Source organism: Pseudonocardia endophytica, from assembly GCF_004339565.1.
Taxonomy (GTDB): domain Bacteria; phylum Actinomycetota; class Actinomycetes; order Mycobacteriales; family Pseudonocardiaceae; genus Pseudonocardia; species Pseudonocardia endophytica.
In genome coordinates this window covers 1,221,347-1,236,699 of record NZ_SMFZ01000002.1, presented here as the reverse complement: position 1 = coordinate 1,236,699, position 15,353 = coordinate 1,221,347, and the positions used below count along the sequence as shown (strand labels likewise).

The 15,353-nt window shown below is 74.0% G+C and carries 12 protein-coding genes; 6 read left to right on the top strand and 6 right to left on the bottom strand.

The window, feature by feature from the left end; translation table 11 throughout:
* Genes EV378_RS24595 through EV378_RS24585 form a run of 3 tightly spaced genes read right to left on the bottom strand, consistent with a single transcriptional unit; the run spans position 1 to position 2,085 of the window.
* Positions 1 to 750 carry an HAD-IIA family hydrolase gene (locus tag EV378_RS24595; RefSeq protein WP_207908984.1) on the bottom strand — a complete coding sequence of 250 codons (750 nt, stop codon included), beginning with the start codon at positions 748 to 750 and terminating at the stop codon, positions 1 to 3.
* Between the two features lie 51 nt (positions 751 to 801).
* Entirely contained in the window at positions 802 to 1,614 is an 813-nt protein-coding gene (locus EV378_RS24590) for an Fpg/Nei family DNA glycosylase (RefSeq protein WP_132429789.1), read from the bottom strand.
* Between the two features lie 3 nt (positions 1,615 to 1,617).
* Positions 1,618 to 2,085, bottom strand: coding sequence for a ribose-5-phosphate isomerase (locus tag EV378_RS24585; protein WP_132429788.1), 468 nt, complete (start codon positions 2,083 to 2,085; stop codon positions 1,618 to 1,620).
* Between the two features lie 16 nt (positions 2,086 to 2,101).
* On the opposite strand from EV378_RS24585, the gene EV378_RS24580 reads away from it, so the two are divergent.
* Positions 2,102 to 2,770: a DUF429 domain-containing protein gene (locus EV378_RS24580; protein ID WP_132429787.1), complete on the top strand. Its 669-nt coding sequence runs from the start codon at positions 2,102 to 2,104 to the stop codon at positions 2,768 to 2,770.
* 215 nt (positions 2,771 to 2,985) lie between these two features.
* Positions 2,986 to 3,780 carry an MBL fold metallo-hydrolase gene (locus tag EV378_RS24575; protein WP_132429786.1) on the top strand — a complete coding sequence of 265 codons (795 nt, stop codon included), beginning with the start codon at positions 2,986 to 2,988 and terminating at the stop codon, positions 3,778 to 3,780.
* 288 nt (positions 3,781 to 4,068) lie between these two features.
* Here the strand turns inward: EV378_RS24575 and EV378_RS24570 are convergent, their stop codons facing one another.
* Entirely contained in the window at positions 4,069 to 5,694 is a 1,626-nt protein-coding gene (locus EV378_RS24570; RefSeq protein WP_207908859.1) for an MFS transporter, read from the bottom strand.
* Positions 5,695 to 5,847: 153 nt separating this feature from the next.
* Here EV378_RS24570 and EV378_RS24565 point away from each other — a divergent pair, with 153 nt between their 5' ends.
* On the top strand, positions 5,848 to 8,397 hold the full coding sequence (locus tag EV378_RS24565) for a carboxylate--amine ligase/circularly permuted type 2 ATP-grasp protein (RefSeq protein WP_132429785.1): 2,550 nt from the start codon (positions 5,848 to 5,850) through the stop codon (positions 8,395 to 8,397).
* An 8-nt stretch (positions 8,398 to 8,405) separates the two neighbouring features.
* Here the strand turns inward: EV378_RS24565 and EV378_RS24560 are convergent, their stop codons facing one another.
* Positions 8,406 to 8,774, bottom strand: coding sequence for a nuclear transport factor 2 family protein (locus EV378_RS24560; protein ID WP_132429784.1), 369 nt, complete (start codon positions 8,772 to 8,774; stop codon positions 8,406 to 8,408).
* Positions 8,775 to 8,859: 85 nt separating this feature from the next.
* On the opposite strand from EV378_RS24560, the gene EV378_RS24555 reads away from it, so the two are divergent.
* The 3 genes from EV378_RS24555 to EV378_RS24545 all read left to right on the top strand — a co-directional run bounded on the left by EV378_RS24555 (position 8,860) and on the right by EV378_RS24545 (position 13,727).
* Complete coding sequence (locus EV378_RS24555; protein ID WP_132429783.1) at positions 8,860 to 9,870, top strand: RNA polymerase subunit sigma-70; 1,011 nt, start codon at positions 8,860 to 8,862, stop codon at positions 9,868 to 9,870.
* 61 nt (positions 9,871 to 9,931) lie between these two features.
* On the top strand, positions 9,932 to 11,716 hold the full coding sequence (locus EV378_RS24550; protein WP_132429782.1) for an N-acetylglutaminylglutamine amidotransferase: 1,785 nt from the start codon (positions 9,932 to 9,934) through the stop codon (positions 11,714 to 11,716).
* Between the two features lie 172 nt (positions 11,717 to 11,888).
* Entirely contained in the window at positions 11,889 to 13,727 is a 1,839-nt protein-coding gene (locus EV378_RS24545) for a S9 family peptidase (protein ID WP_132429781.1), read from the top strand.
* On the opposite strand, the gene EV378_RS24540 is transcribed toward EV378_RS24545, so the two are convergent.
* Positions 13,714 to 15,291 (bottom strand): serine/threonine-protein kinase, encoded by a 1,578-nt coding sequence (locus EV378_RS24540; RefSeq protein WP_132429780.1) that lies wholly within the window; start codon positions 15,289 to 15,291, stop codon positions 13,714 to 13,716. The genes EV378_RS24545 and EV378_RS24540 overlap by 14 nt on opposite strands.
* Positions 15,292 to 15,353 lie beyond the last annotated feature (62 nt).

Below are 15,353 nucleotides of genomic sequence, written 5' to 3'. Positions count from 1 at the left end.
TCAGACGTCGTCGACGAGATCGGCGATCGACGTCACGACGCGGGTCGGGCGGAACGGGAACCGCTCGACCTCGTCGGCCCGGGTGATGCCGCTGAGCACGAGCACGGTGCGCATCCCGGCCTCCAGACCGGCCAGGATGTCGGTGTCCATCCGGTCGCCGATCATCAGCGTCGACTCGGAGTGCGCCTGCAGGCGGTTCAGCGCCGCGCGCATCATCAGCGGGTTCGGCTTGCCGACGAAGTACGGGTCGGTGCCGGTGGCCTTCGAGATCATCGCGGCGACCGAGCCGGTGGCCGGCAGCAGGCCCTCCGTGGACGGGCCGGTCGCGTCCGGGTTCGTCGCGACGAACCGGGCGCCCGCGTCGATCAGCCGGATCGCTGTGGTGACGGCCTCGAAGCTGTAGGTCCGGGTCTCGCCGAGCACGACGTAGTCCGGACGAGTGTCGGTGAGCACGTAACCGATCTCGTGCAGCGCGGTGGTCAGCCCGGCCTCTCCGATCACGTACGCGGACCCGCCGGGACGCTGGTCGTCCAGGAACGCCGCCGTCGCCATGGCCGACGTCCAGATCGACTCCTCGGGGACCTCCAGTCCCGACGACCGGAGCCGGAACCGCAGGTCACGCGGCGTGTGGATGGAGTTGTTCGTCAGCACCAGGAACGGCACACCGCGCTCGGACAGCCTGTGCAGCAACGTGTCCGCGCCCGGGATCATGCGACCCTCGTGGACGAGCACACCGTCCATGTCGGTCATCCACGCCGCGATCGGCTTCTGCTCCGCCACGGCCGCGACCCTAACCCCGCATCAGGCGGCGGGCTGGCAGACCGGGCACCAGAACAGGTTCCGGTTCGCGTGCTCCGCGTGCGCGACCTCGGTGCCGCACACCAGGCACGGCATCCCGGCGCGGCGGTAGACGTAGACCTCGCCGCCGTGCCGGTCCTTGCGCCCCGGCTCGCCTCGACGGCGCGGGTCGTGCTCCCTGCGGACCGTGTCGATCCGGCCGCGCCGCACGCCGTCGCGCATGAGGGCGACGAGGTCCGGCCACATCGCGTCCCACGTCGCGCGTTCGAGCCGGTTGCCGGGCAGCTGCGGGTCCAGCCCGTGCCGGAAGAGCAGCTCCGCGCGGTACACGTTCCCGACGCCCGCGACGACCGCCTGGTCCATCAGCAGCGTCGCCAGTGGACTCCGGCTCTTCGTGATCCGTGCCCAGACGCGTTCCGCGTCGGCGTCGCGGCGCAGCGGGTCCTCACCCAGGCGCTTCCGGATCTCCCGGACGTCCGCGCTCGTGATCAGCTCACACGCCGTCGGACCGCGGAGGTCGGCGTAGTGGGTCTCGCCGACCAGCCGCATCCGCAGCTGCCCGACCGGCGCAGGCGCCGGCGCCTCGCCCTCGACGAACGTGCCGTACAGCCCGAGGTGGACGTGCACGACGAGATCCGGCCCGTAGCGGTGGAACAGGTGCTTGCCGTGCGCCTCGGCCCGGGTCATCGGGCGGCCGTCGATCAGCGCGGCGGACTCGGCGAACCGGCCCTGTGGGCTGGACACCCCGACCGGCCTGCGGGCGAACAGCTTCTGGTGCAGGCGCGCGAGCCGGTGGAGCGTGTGACCTTCCGGCACCCGCTACTCCGGCAGGTCGATCGCGCCCGTGCGCTCGTACTCGGCGAGCTGCTCGATGCGCCGGACGTGCCGCTCCTCGCCGGAGAACTCGGTCGTCAGGAACGCCTCGACGATCGCCAGCACCTCCTCGAACATGTGCTGACGGGCACCGATGCCGACGATCTGCGCGTCGTTGTGCTGGCGGGCCAGCCGCGCGGTGTTCTCGTTCCACGCCAGGGCGGCCCGGATGCCGGGAACCTTGTTCGCGGCGATCTGCTCGCCGTTGCCGGAACCGCCGATGACGATGCCCAACGACTCCGGGTCCGCGACGACCTGGCGCCCGGTCTCGATGCACCAGGCCGGGTAGTCGTCCTCCGGGTCGTACGTCGGAGCCCCGACGTCGATCGCCTCGATGCCCTGGTCGTTCAGGTGGTCGAGGATCTTCGCCTTGAGCTCGAACCCGGCGTGGTCGCTTCCGACGTAGACGCGCACGGCAGGATCCTCCCGCATGAACGTCGCCGGTGTGGACGGGGTCCCTTCGGGGTGGGTCGTCTGCGTGGTCTCCCCCGGCTCCACCGTCGCGTGGTCGGTGGTGCCGGACGCGCAGGCGGTGCTCGACGTGACATCCGGGTGCGACGCGGTCGGGGTCGACATCCCTCTGGCGCTCCCGGTCGGCGCGGAGCGTCGCGAGGCCGAGATCCTGGCCGCTGCCCGGCTCGGCTCCGCCCGGTCGTCGCTGTTCCCGACGCCGCCCGCCGAGGTCCTGGCCGCTCCGACCTACGCCGACGCCTGCTCCGTCGCCCGGGAGCTGACCGGGAAGGCGATCAGTCTCCAGACGTTCCACATCGGACCCAAGATCCGGGACTGGCAGGCCGTGTCGCTGCCGGAACACGTCGTCGAGGCCCATCCGGAGATGTCGTTCCGGACGCTCGCCCCGGACCTCGCGTTCGCCGGCAAGAAGACCGCCCGCGGCGCGGGCCAGCGCATCGCCGCCCTGGCCCGCTGGCTCGACCCGGCCGCTCTGCTCACCGACCTCCCCGCCAGGGGCACCCGCCTCGACGACGCCCTGGACGCCCTGGCCACCGCCTGGTCCGCCGCCCGTTGGGGTCGCGACGAGGCCGAGGAACTGGGCCCGGGCCGCGACGCGAGGGGCCGCCGGCTCCAGATCGTGGTCTGACGTCCCGCTCACTGCTCCCGGGCGCGCCACGGGAATCCCCCTCTGACGGTCCATGATCAGCGGAACCGGCGCCGGCGCGCCACCAGTGGCGCGTTCCGACCACTCGCGCCGATCACGGCCGGGCGCGTCCCGAGCCACAGCGAACGAACGGCACCTTCGAGCAATGTCACTGCCCGAAGGGCCCGCTCGTTCGGGTGGCCGGGCAGGATCGCGGTGTGGACGGGCGGTGGGTCGAGGTCGGCGATCGCGTTCTCGCGCGGCGCCACGACGAGCTGGACCTCACGACCGGGTTGGTGATCGGCGACGACCGCGCACTGGTGATCGACACCCGCGGGGACGAGCGGCAGGGCAGGGAGTGGTTCGCGGCGGTCCGAGAGGTCACGGCGCTCCCGCTGGTCGTCGTGATCACGCACGCCCACTTCGACCACTGCTTCGGGACCTCCGCGTTCGCCGGGTCGCCGGTGGTGGCGCAGGCAGGCTGCGCCGCGGAGATCGCCGCGACCGCCGCGGCCCAGCGCGCGGAGTGGACGGCGTACTACCGGGAGCGCGGCGACGACGTGACGGCGCGGGCGCTCGCCGCAACGGACCCGCCGTTGCCGGACCACCCGGTCTGTCCTCGTCCCGGCGACCGGTACGAGCTCGACCTCGGCGCGCGCACGGCCGTGGTGGTTCATCCCGGGCCCGGCCACACCGGCCACGACCTGGCCGTGCACGTTCCGGACGCGGGCGTGCTGTTCGCGGGGGATCTGCTGGAGAACGGCGCGCCCCCGTCGTACGGGCCGGACTCGTTCCCCGGTGAGTGGGCGAACGCCGTCGGTGCGTTTCTGGACGAGCACGTGGAGACGCTCGTCCCCGGCCACGGTGAACCGATGTCGTCGGAGCAGGCGGCCGCGCAGCACGACGAGTTGGCCGAGGTCGCTCGTCTGTTCCACGGCGTCGCGGACGGCGAGCTGGATCGCGACGCGGCCGATCGCCTGAGCCCGCACCCCGGTGTCGGATGGCCCCACTGATCGCCTGTACGAGCCCGCCTCCGACACGATCGGACCGCCTCCACCACACGTCGCGGACGTCGCCGGCGGTGTCCCGACCGTGCAGGTCCGGCATGACCTGCCGGGTCACACCAGGCTCTGCGGGGACGCCGGTGGGCGCCGTCCGCGGCGGCGAATCCCGGGCACCGGACGCGCGGTGATCCGCGGAACGCGCGGTCGTCCGGCGGACGCACGCGCCGGGACGCGCGCGAACTCCCGCCATGCGCGCGGACGCCGGGCATGCGCGCAGACGCCGGAGGGCCGTCCGGTTCACCCGCCCTCGGGGCGTCGGCGGCCGGCACCGACCTCCCCGCCCGACCGGCCGCGGCCCTGCAGCGCACGGGCGGTGTCACCCGCGAACCCGCTGTCGGCCGGAGCTCCGCCGCGACGGAGCCGGTACAGCTCGACGGTGTCGAGCTCCTCGGGCGAACGGGGTGGTGCGGCACCCACGGGGGCGACGACGAGGCCTCGCGGGGCGGTCACCGCGTCGAGTACGTCGCCGTCACGGGTCGGACGCCGGGAATCCGCGCCCCCGGCCGGCCGGCGAGGTTCACCGGTCCCGTCCGGGTCGACACCGGTCACGACGCCGGCCGTCGACACGACCGGTTCGTCGACGACGGCCGGAGCGGGCCCCGCGCGCCCCGCCGCATGCCGGGCCGATGTGGCCCCGGAACCGACGCCTCCGGCGCCGCCCACCGCGTCGTCCACCGCCTCGACCGGCTCGGCGGGCGGGCCGAGCCGGTCGACGGCCCGCCCCAACCGCACGACCGCCAGCGTCCCGACGATCGGTCCGACGGCGAGCACCGCGAGCGCCGACGCCCACCCGGTCACGCCGGCCACGACCGGCACCAGCTGGATGCTGGCCACGGTGAGCAGGAAGCCCAGCGCCGTCTGCACGGTCAACGCCGTGCCGGTGTAGCGCGGGTCCGCGACCTCGATCGTCGCCGTGGTGAGCACCGGCGAGTCGGCCACCGCCGCCGTCGTCCACACCAGACAGAACAGTCCGGTGACGACCGGCGGCACCGACACGGCGAACGGCGACAGCACGCAGCACAGTCCACTCACGACCAGGGCCGCGGCGATCGTCGGCGCCCGGCCCCAGCGGTCCGCCGCCCGCCCGCCGGCCATGCACCCCAGAGCGCCGCCGAGCCCCATGGTCAGGAACACCAGCACCTCGGACCGGCCGCCGAGCCCGCCGGCGCCGAGGTAGGCCCCCAGCCACGTCCACAGTGCGTAGAGCTCCCACATGTGACCGAGATAGCCGAGCACCACGAGCCGCGGGCCCGGTTCACGCAGCATCCGCGCCGCGTACCGGGGATCCGGCGGCGGCGCGGGAGCGGCGGCCGGGCCCGGACGCACCACGAGCAGCGTCACGGCGGCGGCCAGGAGCCCGCATCCGGCGGCCACGGCGAGCACGACCCGCCACGGCAACGGCGGACCGGCCAGCACCAGGTGCGGGAGCGCAGAGCCGAGCGTCAGCGCCGCGACCAGCGTGCCGAGGTCGCGGGCCCGGCGACGCGGACCGGACCACGACGTCATCAGCTTCATCCCGACCGGGTACACGCCGGCCAGGAACATGCCGGTCAGCAGGCGGAGCGGGATCGCAGCCGCGGCGCCGTCGGCCACCGTGCACAGCAGCGTGCAGACCGACGCTCCGGTCGTCGCGATCGCGAGCAGCCGGTGCGGCCGGACCCGGTCGGCCAGCGTCAGCACGGCCGCGCCGACGGCCCCGAGCACGAACCCGAGCTGGACGGAGCAGGTCAGCCACACCGCCGTCGTCGAACCGATGTGCCATTCGGCCCGCAGGGCCGGTCCGACGGCGGTCGCGGAGAACCAGACCGCGAGCCCCAGCACCTGGACCAGCGCGATCGTGGACCGCGCCACGACAGCGTTCACCCGGCCTCCTCGTCGCGATGACGCGTGGAACGACACACGCTAGGCCGTTCAGCAGATGGGAACTGCCCCGTACAGATCAGTCATGGATCCGGGCAACGGGCAGGACGCGCGAGTGTCACACCGGTGCAACAACCGCCACCTAGCGTCGCCCGCGTGGGTGATCGTCCGCTGCTGGGTGTGGAGGAGGAGTTCCACGTCGTCGACCTGGTGAGCCGGCGTGCCGCCCCCGAGGTGGACCGGTTGCTCGAGCGGCTCGGCGGGGAGGAGTTCTTCCCGGAGCTGCAGCGCTCGCTCGTGGAGACGAACACCCCCGCGACGGCGTCGCTGGACGAGCTGCGCGACCACGTGCGGCGGCTGCGCCGGACGCTGCGCACAGCGGCCGAACCGCTCGGGCTGGGCGTCGTCGCGGCCGGGACGGTGCCGCTCGTCGACCTCTCCGGCGACGACATCTCGGCCGGCGCGCGCTACGAACGCATGCAGCACGAGTACCAGATGCTGGTGCGCGAGCAGCACATCTGTGGCGTCCAGTTCCATGTGGACGTTCCGGACCGGGACACCGCGGTGCAGGTGACCCGCCGGGTCGCGCCGTACCTGCCCGCGCTGCTGGCCACCACGGCGAGCTCCCCGTACTGGCGCGGTCACGACTCCGGCTACGCCAGCTACCGCAGCATGATCTGGCAGCGCTGGCCCACCGCGGGCCCACCCGGCACCGTCGAGACGGCCGCCGAGTACGACGCGATGATCGACGACCTGATCGCGTCCGGCACGATCTCCGACGCCGGGATGCTCTACTTCGACGTCCGGCCGAGCGCACACCTGCCGACCGTCGAGCTGCGGGTGTGCGACGCGTGTCCCGAGGTCGACGACGTCGTGCTCGTCGCGGGGCTGTTCCGCGCGCTGGTCGGGCGGGCCATCGCACAGACGGAGGCCGGCGAGCCGCTACCGGGCGTGCGCCACGAACTGCTGCGCTCCGCGAACTGGCGGGCCGCACGCTCCGGGCTGGAGGGCGACCTCGTCGAGATCGGCGGGACGGGTGGCCCGTCGCTCGTCGCACCCGCGCTGCAGCTCGGCGGGCTCGTCGCGGACCTGCGGCCGTGGCTCGAGCAGAGCGACGACTGGGAGCAGGTCACCGCGCTGGCCGAGGCCGTGCTGGCCCGCGGCAGCGGTGCCGCGTCGCAACGCAGGGCGTTCGGGTTGCGCGGCGCGCTCGCGGACGTCGTCGACGACCTGGTGGCGCGTACCCAGGGCGAGACGCTCGCGCACGAGCCGCCGGAGATCGTCCCGCCGGCGCCGGAGCTGCTCGCGACCTACCGGCCCCCGGCCTACGACGAGGCGGTGGTCGGGCGCGGCACGGTCCAGCCCGCGTACGGATGGATGTTCCGCGCGCTGGAGCGGATGGGCCCGCGTGGCCTGGCCGCGGCCGAGAACGCGCTGCACACCGAGCAGCGGGCACGCGGCGTGACGTTCCGCGTCGGCGACGAGTCGGAGGACCGGCTGTTCCCGCTCGACCTGATACCGCGGATCGTGTCCCGTGAGGACTGGCTCCACCTGTCGTCCGGTCTGGCGCAGCGGATCCGGGCGCTGGAGCGGTTCGTACACGACGCGTACGGACGACGCGAGATCGTCCGCGACGGCGTCGTCCCGGCCTCGGTGATCGACCGGGCGCCTGGCCGGAACCGGGCCGGGTCGCTGGTGCCCGCGGACGCGGTGCGGATCGCGGTCGGCGGGATCGACCTGGTCCGGGACCGGGCCGACCACTGGGTCGTGCTGGAGGACAACCTGCGGGTGCCGTCCGGGATCGGCTACTCGATGATGAGCCGCCGCCTGCTGCGCAGCGTGATGCCCGACCTGGAGCCCCCCGCGGGCGTCGTCGCGCTGGACGACGTGCCGGTCCGGATGCACGACGCGCTGCTCGGCGCGGCCGACGACGCGACCGGGGAGGCCGCGCTGCTCACGCTCGGCCGGGCCGACTCCGCGTACTTCGAGCACACGCTGCTGGCCGAGGCGCTGGACATCCCGATCGTCACGCCGTCGCAGCTGCAGGTCACCGGCGGGTCGGTGTACCTCGTCGGGTCGGCGCGCCGACGGCGGCTGTCGGCGCTCTACCGGCGCATCGACGAGGCCGACCTGGCCCGCGCCCGCGGGGCCGACAGCCGCCCGATCGGGAGGGCGCTGCTGGCGGCCGCCGCGAGCGGCCGGGTGGCGCTGCTGAACGCGCTCGGCAACGGCGTCGCGGACGACAAGCTCGTCTACGTCTACGTGCCCGAGATGATCCGCTACTACCTCGGCGAGCAGCCGGTGCTGCAGAACGTCCCGACCTACGCGTGCATCGACCCCGAGCAGCGCGAGCACGTCCTCGACCGGCTCGACGAGCTCGTCCTCAAACCGGTCGACGGCTACGGCGGCGCCGGGATCGTGATCGGCCCGCACGCCACGCCCGAGGAGCTCGACACGCTCGGACGGACCGTGCGCGCGACCCCGGAGCGGTGGATCGCCCAGGACACCGTGCAGCTGTCCACGCACCCCACGTTCACCGACGGCGAGCTGCAACCGCAGGCCGTCGACCTGCGGGTCTTCGCCGTACAGGGACGGTCCGGCGTGGACGTGCTGCCGTCGGCGCTGTCCCGGGTGGCCCCGCCGGGGAGCATGGTCGTGAACTCCTCCCGTGGCGGCGGGGCCAAGGACACCTGGGTGCTCCGCTGACCGGGACCTCAGCCGGCGGCGGCGCGCGCCTCCCGTGCTTCCGCGAACGGCAGCCGATCGAACACGATCCGGATCTCGGTGATCCGCCCGTCGACGACGGTGTGGCACTCCGCGCCGGGCGCGTCCGGCACCGGGACCGTCGCGGTGTCGTAGAGCAGGACCGACGTCCGGTCGTCGCCGAACGCGGCGACCAGGCCGGTCGCGGTGACGATCCGCGTGAACGGCTCCATGAACCCGCGGAACGCCTCTGCTCCGTCCAGCCTGCCGGATGGGGTCAGGCCGACCACGTCGGGAGCCAGGTAGGTCATCGCCCGGTCGAAGTCCTTCGCCGCCCAGGCCTCGTAGTAGGCGCGCGAGATGGCGAGAGCGTCACTCATGTCGTTCCTCCGGTGTCGACGGATGCTGCACCCGTCGAGACACCGATCCCCCCGCGATCGGAACGGTTCTGCCACGATCTCTCCGATGGGCGACGTGATGGAACGGGCGCTGGCTGGCGACGGCCGCGCGTTCCGCGAGCTCACCGGGCCGTACCTGCACGAGCTGCACGTGCACTGCTACCGGATGCTGGGATCGCTGACCGACGCGGACGACCTGCTGCAGGAGACGCTCGTCGCGGCCTGGCGTGGATTGGGCGGGTTCGCCGGCCGGTCCTCGCTGCGGGCGTGGCTGTACCGGATCGCGACGAACCGCTGCCTGAACGCGATCCGCGACGAGAGGCGCCGCCCGCCCGTCGAACCGGTGCCGCCGACGCCGCCGCCGGAGCCGACCCGCCGCGGCGACGTGACCTGGCTGGAGCCCTACCCGGACCCCGCTCCCGGCCCGGACGTCGTGCACGAGTCACGGGCTGGCGTGGAGCTGGCGTTCGTCGCCGCACTGCAGCGGCTGCCGCCACGCCAGACGGCGGCCGTCGTGCTCGTCGACGTGCTCGGGTTCTCGACCGCCGAGACGGCCGGGATGCTCGGCGACCCTCCGACGGCCGTGAAGGGCCTGCTCCAGCGCGCCCGGTCGACGCTGGCCCGCGACCGCGGGACGTCCCACGACCCGGCCGAGGCGGCCGAACGCGATCTGGCACAGCGGTTCGCCACGGCGTTCGCCGACGGCGACGTGGACGGCGTGATCTCCCTGCTCACCGACGACGCGTGGCTGGCCATGCCCCCGGCGCCGCACGAGTACGTCGGGCACGCGGCGGTCGCGGAGTTCCTGCGCACGTCGTTCGGTTGGTGGGACGGGCGGCAGATGGAACTGCTGTCCACCCGGGCCAACGGGCGACCGGCGTTCGAGTGCCGTCTCGACGGCGACGAGGCGGGCGTCCTGCTGCTCACGATGTCCGGCGACCGGATCGCCTGCATCACCCGCTTCCTCGGCCCGGCCACGCTGCGCCGCTTCGCGCTGGGCTCGGTTCCGGTCCAGGACGCCGGGACCTCGATCGGCGCGCGGCGCGCGACGACCTCGACCGGGTCCGCCTCCGCGTAGCCCCGCGGCCGTGGTGTGCGCGACGTTTTCCCACCCCACGACGTCCGGGAGGATCGAGAACATGTGCGGCATCGCCGGGGAGATCCGGTTCGACGGGCGGGCGGCCGACGTCGCGGCCGTCGCCCGCATCACCGCCGCGCAGCACCGGCGCGGGCCGGACGGGTCCGGGCTGCACGCGTCCGGGCCGGTCGCGTTCGGCCACCGCCGCCTGAAGATCATCGACCTGTCCGAGCGCGGCGCCCAGCCGATGGTCGACCCCGGGTTGGGGCTCACGCTCGTGTTCAACGGCTGCGTCTACAACCACCACGACCTGCGCGCCGAGCTGGAGGCGGCCGGCTACCGGTTCTTCTCGACGTCGGACTCCGAGGTGGTGCTCAAGGCGTTTCACCGCTGGGGACCGTCCTGTGTGGAACGTTTCGTCGGGATGTTCGCGTTCGCGGTCCACGAGCGCGACACCGGGACCGTGACGCTGGCCAGGGACCGTCTCGGGATCAAGCCGCTCTACCTCGCGCGCGACGCCGGGCGGCTGCGGTTCGCCTCGACGCTGCCCGCCCTTCTCTCCGGCGGCGGCGTGGACACCACCATCGACGACGTCGCGCTGCACCACTACCTGACGTTCCACGCCGTCGTCCCCGCTCCGCACACGATCCTGAACGGCGTACGCAAGCTCCCGCCCGCGACCGTCCGCACGATCGCCCCGGACGGCACGGAGCGCGACCACGTCTACTGGCGCCCCGAGCACGTCCGCCGCGACGAGTACCGCAGCCTCGACGCGGGCGGCTGGGCCGAGCTGCTCGGCGAGCGCCTGCGGACGGCGGTCCGCCGCCGGATGACCGGTGACGTGCCGGTCGGGGTGCTGTTGTCCGGCGGGCTTGACTCGTCACTGGTCGTCGCACTGCTGGCCGAGCAGGGACAACGGGGGCTGCGCACGTTCTCCGTCGGCTTCCCGTCCGCGGGCGGCGAGCGCGGCGACGAGTTCGAGTTCTCCGACCTGGTCGCCGCCGAGTTCGGCACCGACCACGAACGGATCATGGTCTCGCCGGAGCGGATGCTCCCGGCCGTCGACGCGTGCGTGGCCGCCATGTCCGAGCCGATGGTCAGCCACGACTGCGTCGCGTTCCACCTGCTCTCCGAGGACGTGTCGTCGTCGGTGCACGTCGTGCAGTCCGGCCAGGGCGCCGACGAGGTGCTGGCCGGCTACGGCTGGTACCCGCCACTGGCCTCGGTGCCCCGCGAGGAGGCCGCGCACGCCTACGCCGCCGTGTTCACCGACCGCCCGCACGCCGCGCTGCGCGACATCCTGGAACCCGGCCGGGTCCCGTCGTCGGACCCGAGCAGGCGGCTGATCGGCGACCACTTCGCCGAACCGGGCGCGACGACCGCGCTGGACGCCGCGCTGCGGCTGGACTCGACCGTGATGCTCGTCGACGACCCGGTGAAGCGGGTGGACAACATGACGATGGCCTGGGGCGTCGAGGCCAGGGTGCCGTTCCTGGACCACGAGCTCGTCGAGGCGATGGCCGCGTGCCCGCCGGAGCACAAGCTCGCGCACGGCGGGAAGGGCGTGCTCAAGAGCGCGGCGCGCGGGGTGGTGCCGGACGCCGTGATCGACCGCCGGAAGGGATACTTCCCGGTGCCCGCCGTCCGGCACCTCAGCGGCGGGCTGCTGGACCGGGTCCGGGACGCGGTCACCGACCCCGCCGCGCGCGAACGGGGCCTCGTCCGGCGAGACTGGGTCGAGCGCATGCTGGCCGACCCGAACTCCGGGCGGACCACGCTCGGCTCGAACGCGTTGTGGCAGGTGGCGGTGCTGGAGATGTGGCTGCAGGAACGGGGGATCCGGTAGTGCCCCGTCACAGAACGCCGGTGCCGAGATCGGCGGATCCAGGCGTTCGCCGGCACGGCGCCGGCCGGGCGTACTCGGGTCGGTCGGCAACGCCGCCGGCGGGCGCCAGGGCCGCCGCGCTCCGTGCCGGGTGTTCCTGGACGGGGCACTAGTGGACGGAGCCCCCGACACGGTGGCCGGCACCGTCGAGGAGCACGAGCTGCTCGCGGCCGTCAGCCGGACCCACCCGGCACCGAGCCCGGACGGCGACCTGCTCGCGTGGATCTCGGACCGCGACGGGCGTCCGCGGGCGTTCGTCGCCCCGCTGCCCGGCGACGGGTCCCCGGTCTCCGAACCGGAGCAGGCCCTGGACGTGCGGGTGGAGCGCGGACCGGCCGCGGAGCTGTCCCCCGACGTCACGGCACTGGCCTGGTCACCGGACGGCCGGTGGCTGGCCTGCCAGATCGCCCCTGCGGGCGGCGAGCGCAGCCGCGTCGTGCTGGCCGACCCACGCACCGGCGCCCGTCGGGAGATCGCGCCGACCGCGGCCGCCGTCACGCTCGGGGCGTGGTCGCCGACCGGGCGCATGCTCGGCGTGACGATCCAGCAGGAACGGCGCGGCGACGGCGCCGCATGCCTGGTCGACGTACGTACCGAGTCCTCGACGGTGCTGGTCACCGGCGTGGCGGCCGTCGTGTGCGCGATCGGTGGCGACGGGCGGCGCGCCGTCGTGCGGACCGGCCCGCGCGGCAGGCGGCGCCTCGAGCTGATCGACCTGCGCACCGGCCGTCGTACCGAGCTGGCGTCCGGCGCGACGATCGCGGCCGCCCGGTTCGGCGTCACCGGCGGCACGCTCCTGCTGCACACCGACGCCGGTCGCGAGCACCCGGCGCTGCTCGCGGCGTCGCTGGCCGAGGACGGCGACGTGTCGCTGACCCGGATCGTCGCCGGCCGGGAGGACTCGGACCTGGACCTGGTGGCGCTCGACCCGGCGGGCGCACGGGCGGCGCTGGTCTGGAACGTCGGCGGACGCTCCCGATTGGAGATCACGGACCTCCGCGGCAGGCAGCCCGCCCGGCTCCCCGCCCCGGACCCGATCCTCACCGGCGTGGTGTTCACCCGCGACGGCTCTGCGCTTCTCGTGGCCGGGAACGGACCGGACACGGCACCACGCGTCAGCCGGGTCGCCCTGCCGTCCCCCGGCGTCCCCGCCCACACGACACCGCTGCTGGCCGGGGCCACCGGTGGCGCCGTGCCACCGCGGCCGGAGGTGTTCACCGGCGAGGACGGTCTGGACCTGCACGGCTGGGTGCTGCGCCCGCCGGGCGCCGACGGGCCCGGACCGGCGTTCGTCTGGCTGCACGGCGGACCGGAGTCCGAGGAACGACCGGGATTCGCACCGCTGCTCCAGGCGCTCGCCGCCGCCGGGATCACCGTGTTCGCGCCGAACGTGCGCGGCTCGTCCGGGCGCGGGCGGACGTTCACGCAGGCCGACGACGGCGACCGTCGTGAGCACTCCATCACCGACGTGCGCGCCGCGGCCCGCCACCTGGTCGGCGCCGGGATCGCCGACCCGGACCGGATCGCCGTCGGCGGCCGCTCCTACGGCGGCTACCTCACGCTCGCTGCGCTGACCCGCTTCCCCGGTCTGTTCCGGGCCGGGGTCGACATCTGCGGCATGGCCGACCTGGAGACGTTCTACGCGAGCTCGGAGCCATGGGTCGGTGCTGCGGCAGCCCCGGAGTACGGCGACCCGGCCACCCAGACCGCCCTGCTCCGCTCGCTGTCCCCGATCCACGCGGCCGACCGGATCACCGTGCCGTTGCTCGTCGTACACGGGGCGCACGACACGAACGTCCCGCTCGGCGAGGCGCACCGGATCGTCGCGGCGCTGGACGGCGCGGAGGTCCCGGCAGAGCTCGTGATCTTCGACGACGAGGGCCACGAGATCCTCGACCGCCGGTCGAGGGAGCGGTTCGTGCGCGACACCGCCCGCTGGCTGGCGACCACGCTCGGCGTCACGCCCTGGTGAACGACTGCATGATCTGCTGGCCGCTGGCGTCGGTGGCCACGACGAAGCGGTAGTTCTCCTGGCTCTGCGAGCCGTCCTGGCGGACGAACACGACCGTCGCCGTCACCGTGTTCGGGCCGGCTCGGCGGATGTTCTGCGCGTACACCGTGCGCATCCCGCTGTAGAAGTTGCGGAACTCGCCGATCCCGCCGGACGCGGCCTGCGCGGACGGGCTGAGCATCGCGAACGCGCCGTTGATGTTGCCGGGCAGCTGGCCGTAGTAGTTCTGCACGAACCCGACGGCGTCCGTGGCCGGGGCGGCCGAGGTCGGCGCCGAGGACGTCGGGGACGTCGAGGTCTGCGACGGCGACGGCGACGGGCTGGCGGACGTCGTCGGCGCCGGGGTGGTCGTCGGGGCGGGCGCGGTCGTGGTGGGCGCCGCGATCGGTCCCGGGTCCGGGGTCTGCGAGCTGGAACGGGCCAGCCCGATCGCGACCCCGCCACCGATCACGAGCAGCGCGACGACCGCGGCGATGATCACCGGGATCCGGTTGCGGTTCCGGCCGCTCTTCGCGTTCGAGCCGTTGCCGCCGCCGGGGATCACGACCGGGGCGGGTGCCGGTGCGTCGGTCAGCGTGCCCGGGTTCGACGACGCGTGCTCGGCACCGGTGTCCGCGGATTCCTTCTGGCCGTCCGCGACGTCGTCGACGGGGGCGACGAGCGTCTGCGTCGGCGTCGCGAGCCCGGCCACGGACTGGCCGGCCGCGATCCGCGCCAGCGAGTCCCGCGCCTGGGACGCGCTCGGGCGCTCCGCCGGGTCGTTCGAGAGCAGCCGCATGAGCAGCGCGGTGAGCGGGCCCGCCTGCTCCGGCGGTCGCGGCGCCCCGGTCGCGACCTTATGCAGCAACGCGTACGCGTTGTCGTCGAGACCGAACGGCGGTTCACCCTCGACGGCCGCGTAGAGCGTCGCGCCGAGCGCGAACACGTCGGAGGCGGCCGTCGGTTCCTGGCCGCGGGCCACCTCCGGCGCGAGGAACGCAGGCGTGCCCGCGATCACGCCCGTCCGGGTGAGCTGGACGTCGTCCACGGCACGGGAGACGCCGAAGTCGGTGATCTTGGTCCGGCCGTCCTCGGCGATCAGGACGTTGCCCGGCTTGATGTCCCGGTGCACGACACCCGCCGCGTGCGCCGCGGCCATGCCGTCGGCGACCTGCCGTCCGACGGCGGCCGTCTCGGCCGGCGTCATCGGACCCTTCTCGGCCAGCACGGCGGCCAGCGATCGCGACGGGAGGTACTCCATGACGAGCCACGGGCGCTCGTCGTGCACCACGACGTCGAACATGCTGATCACGTGCGCGTGCTGCAGGCGGGCCCCGATCCGGCCTTCCCGCAGGATCCGCTGCCGCGACTCCTCGAGCTGGTCGGGCGACGGCACGGCAGCGGCCAGAAGCTCCTTGACGGCCACCGTGCGGTTGAGGAGCTCGTCGGTCCCGCGCCAGACCGCACCCATCGCACCGGCACCGATCCGCTCGTCGAGCCGGTAGCGGTTCCCGATCCGGTGCGTCTCGGGGGTGGGCGAGCTCATGAGGTCCTAGGGTAGGCGTCAGCCGGTCTGCCCCTGCCAGCAGGGCACCCGTGATGTTCGGC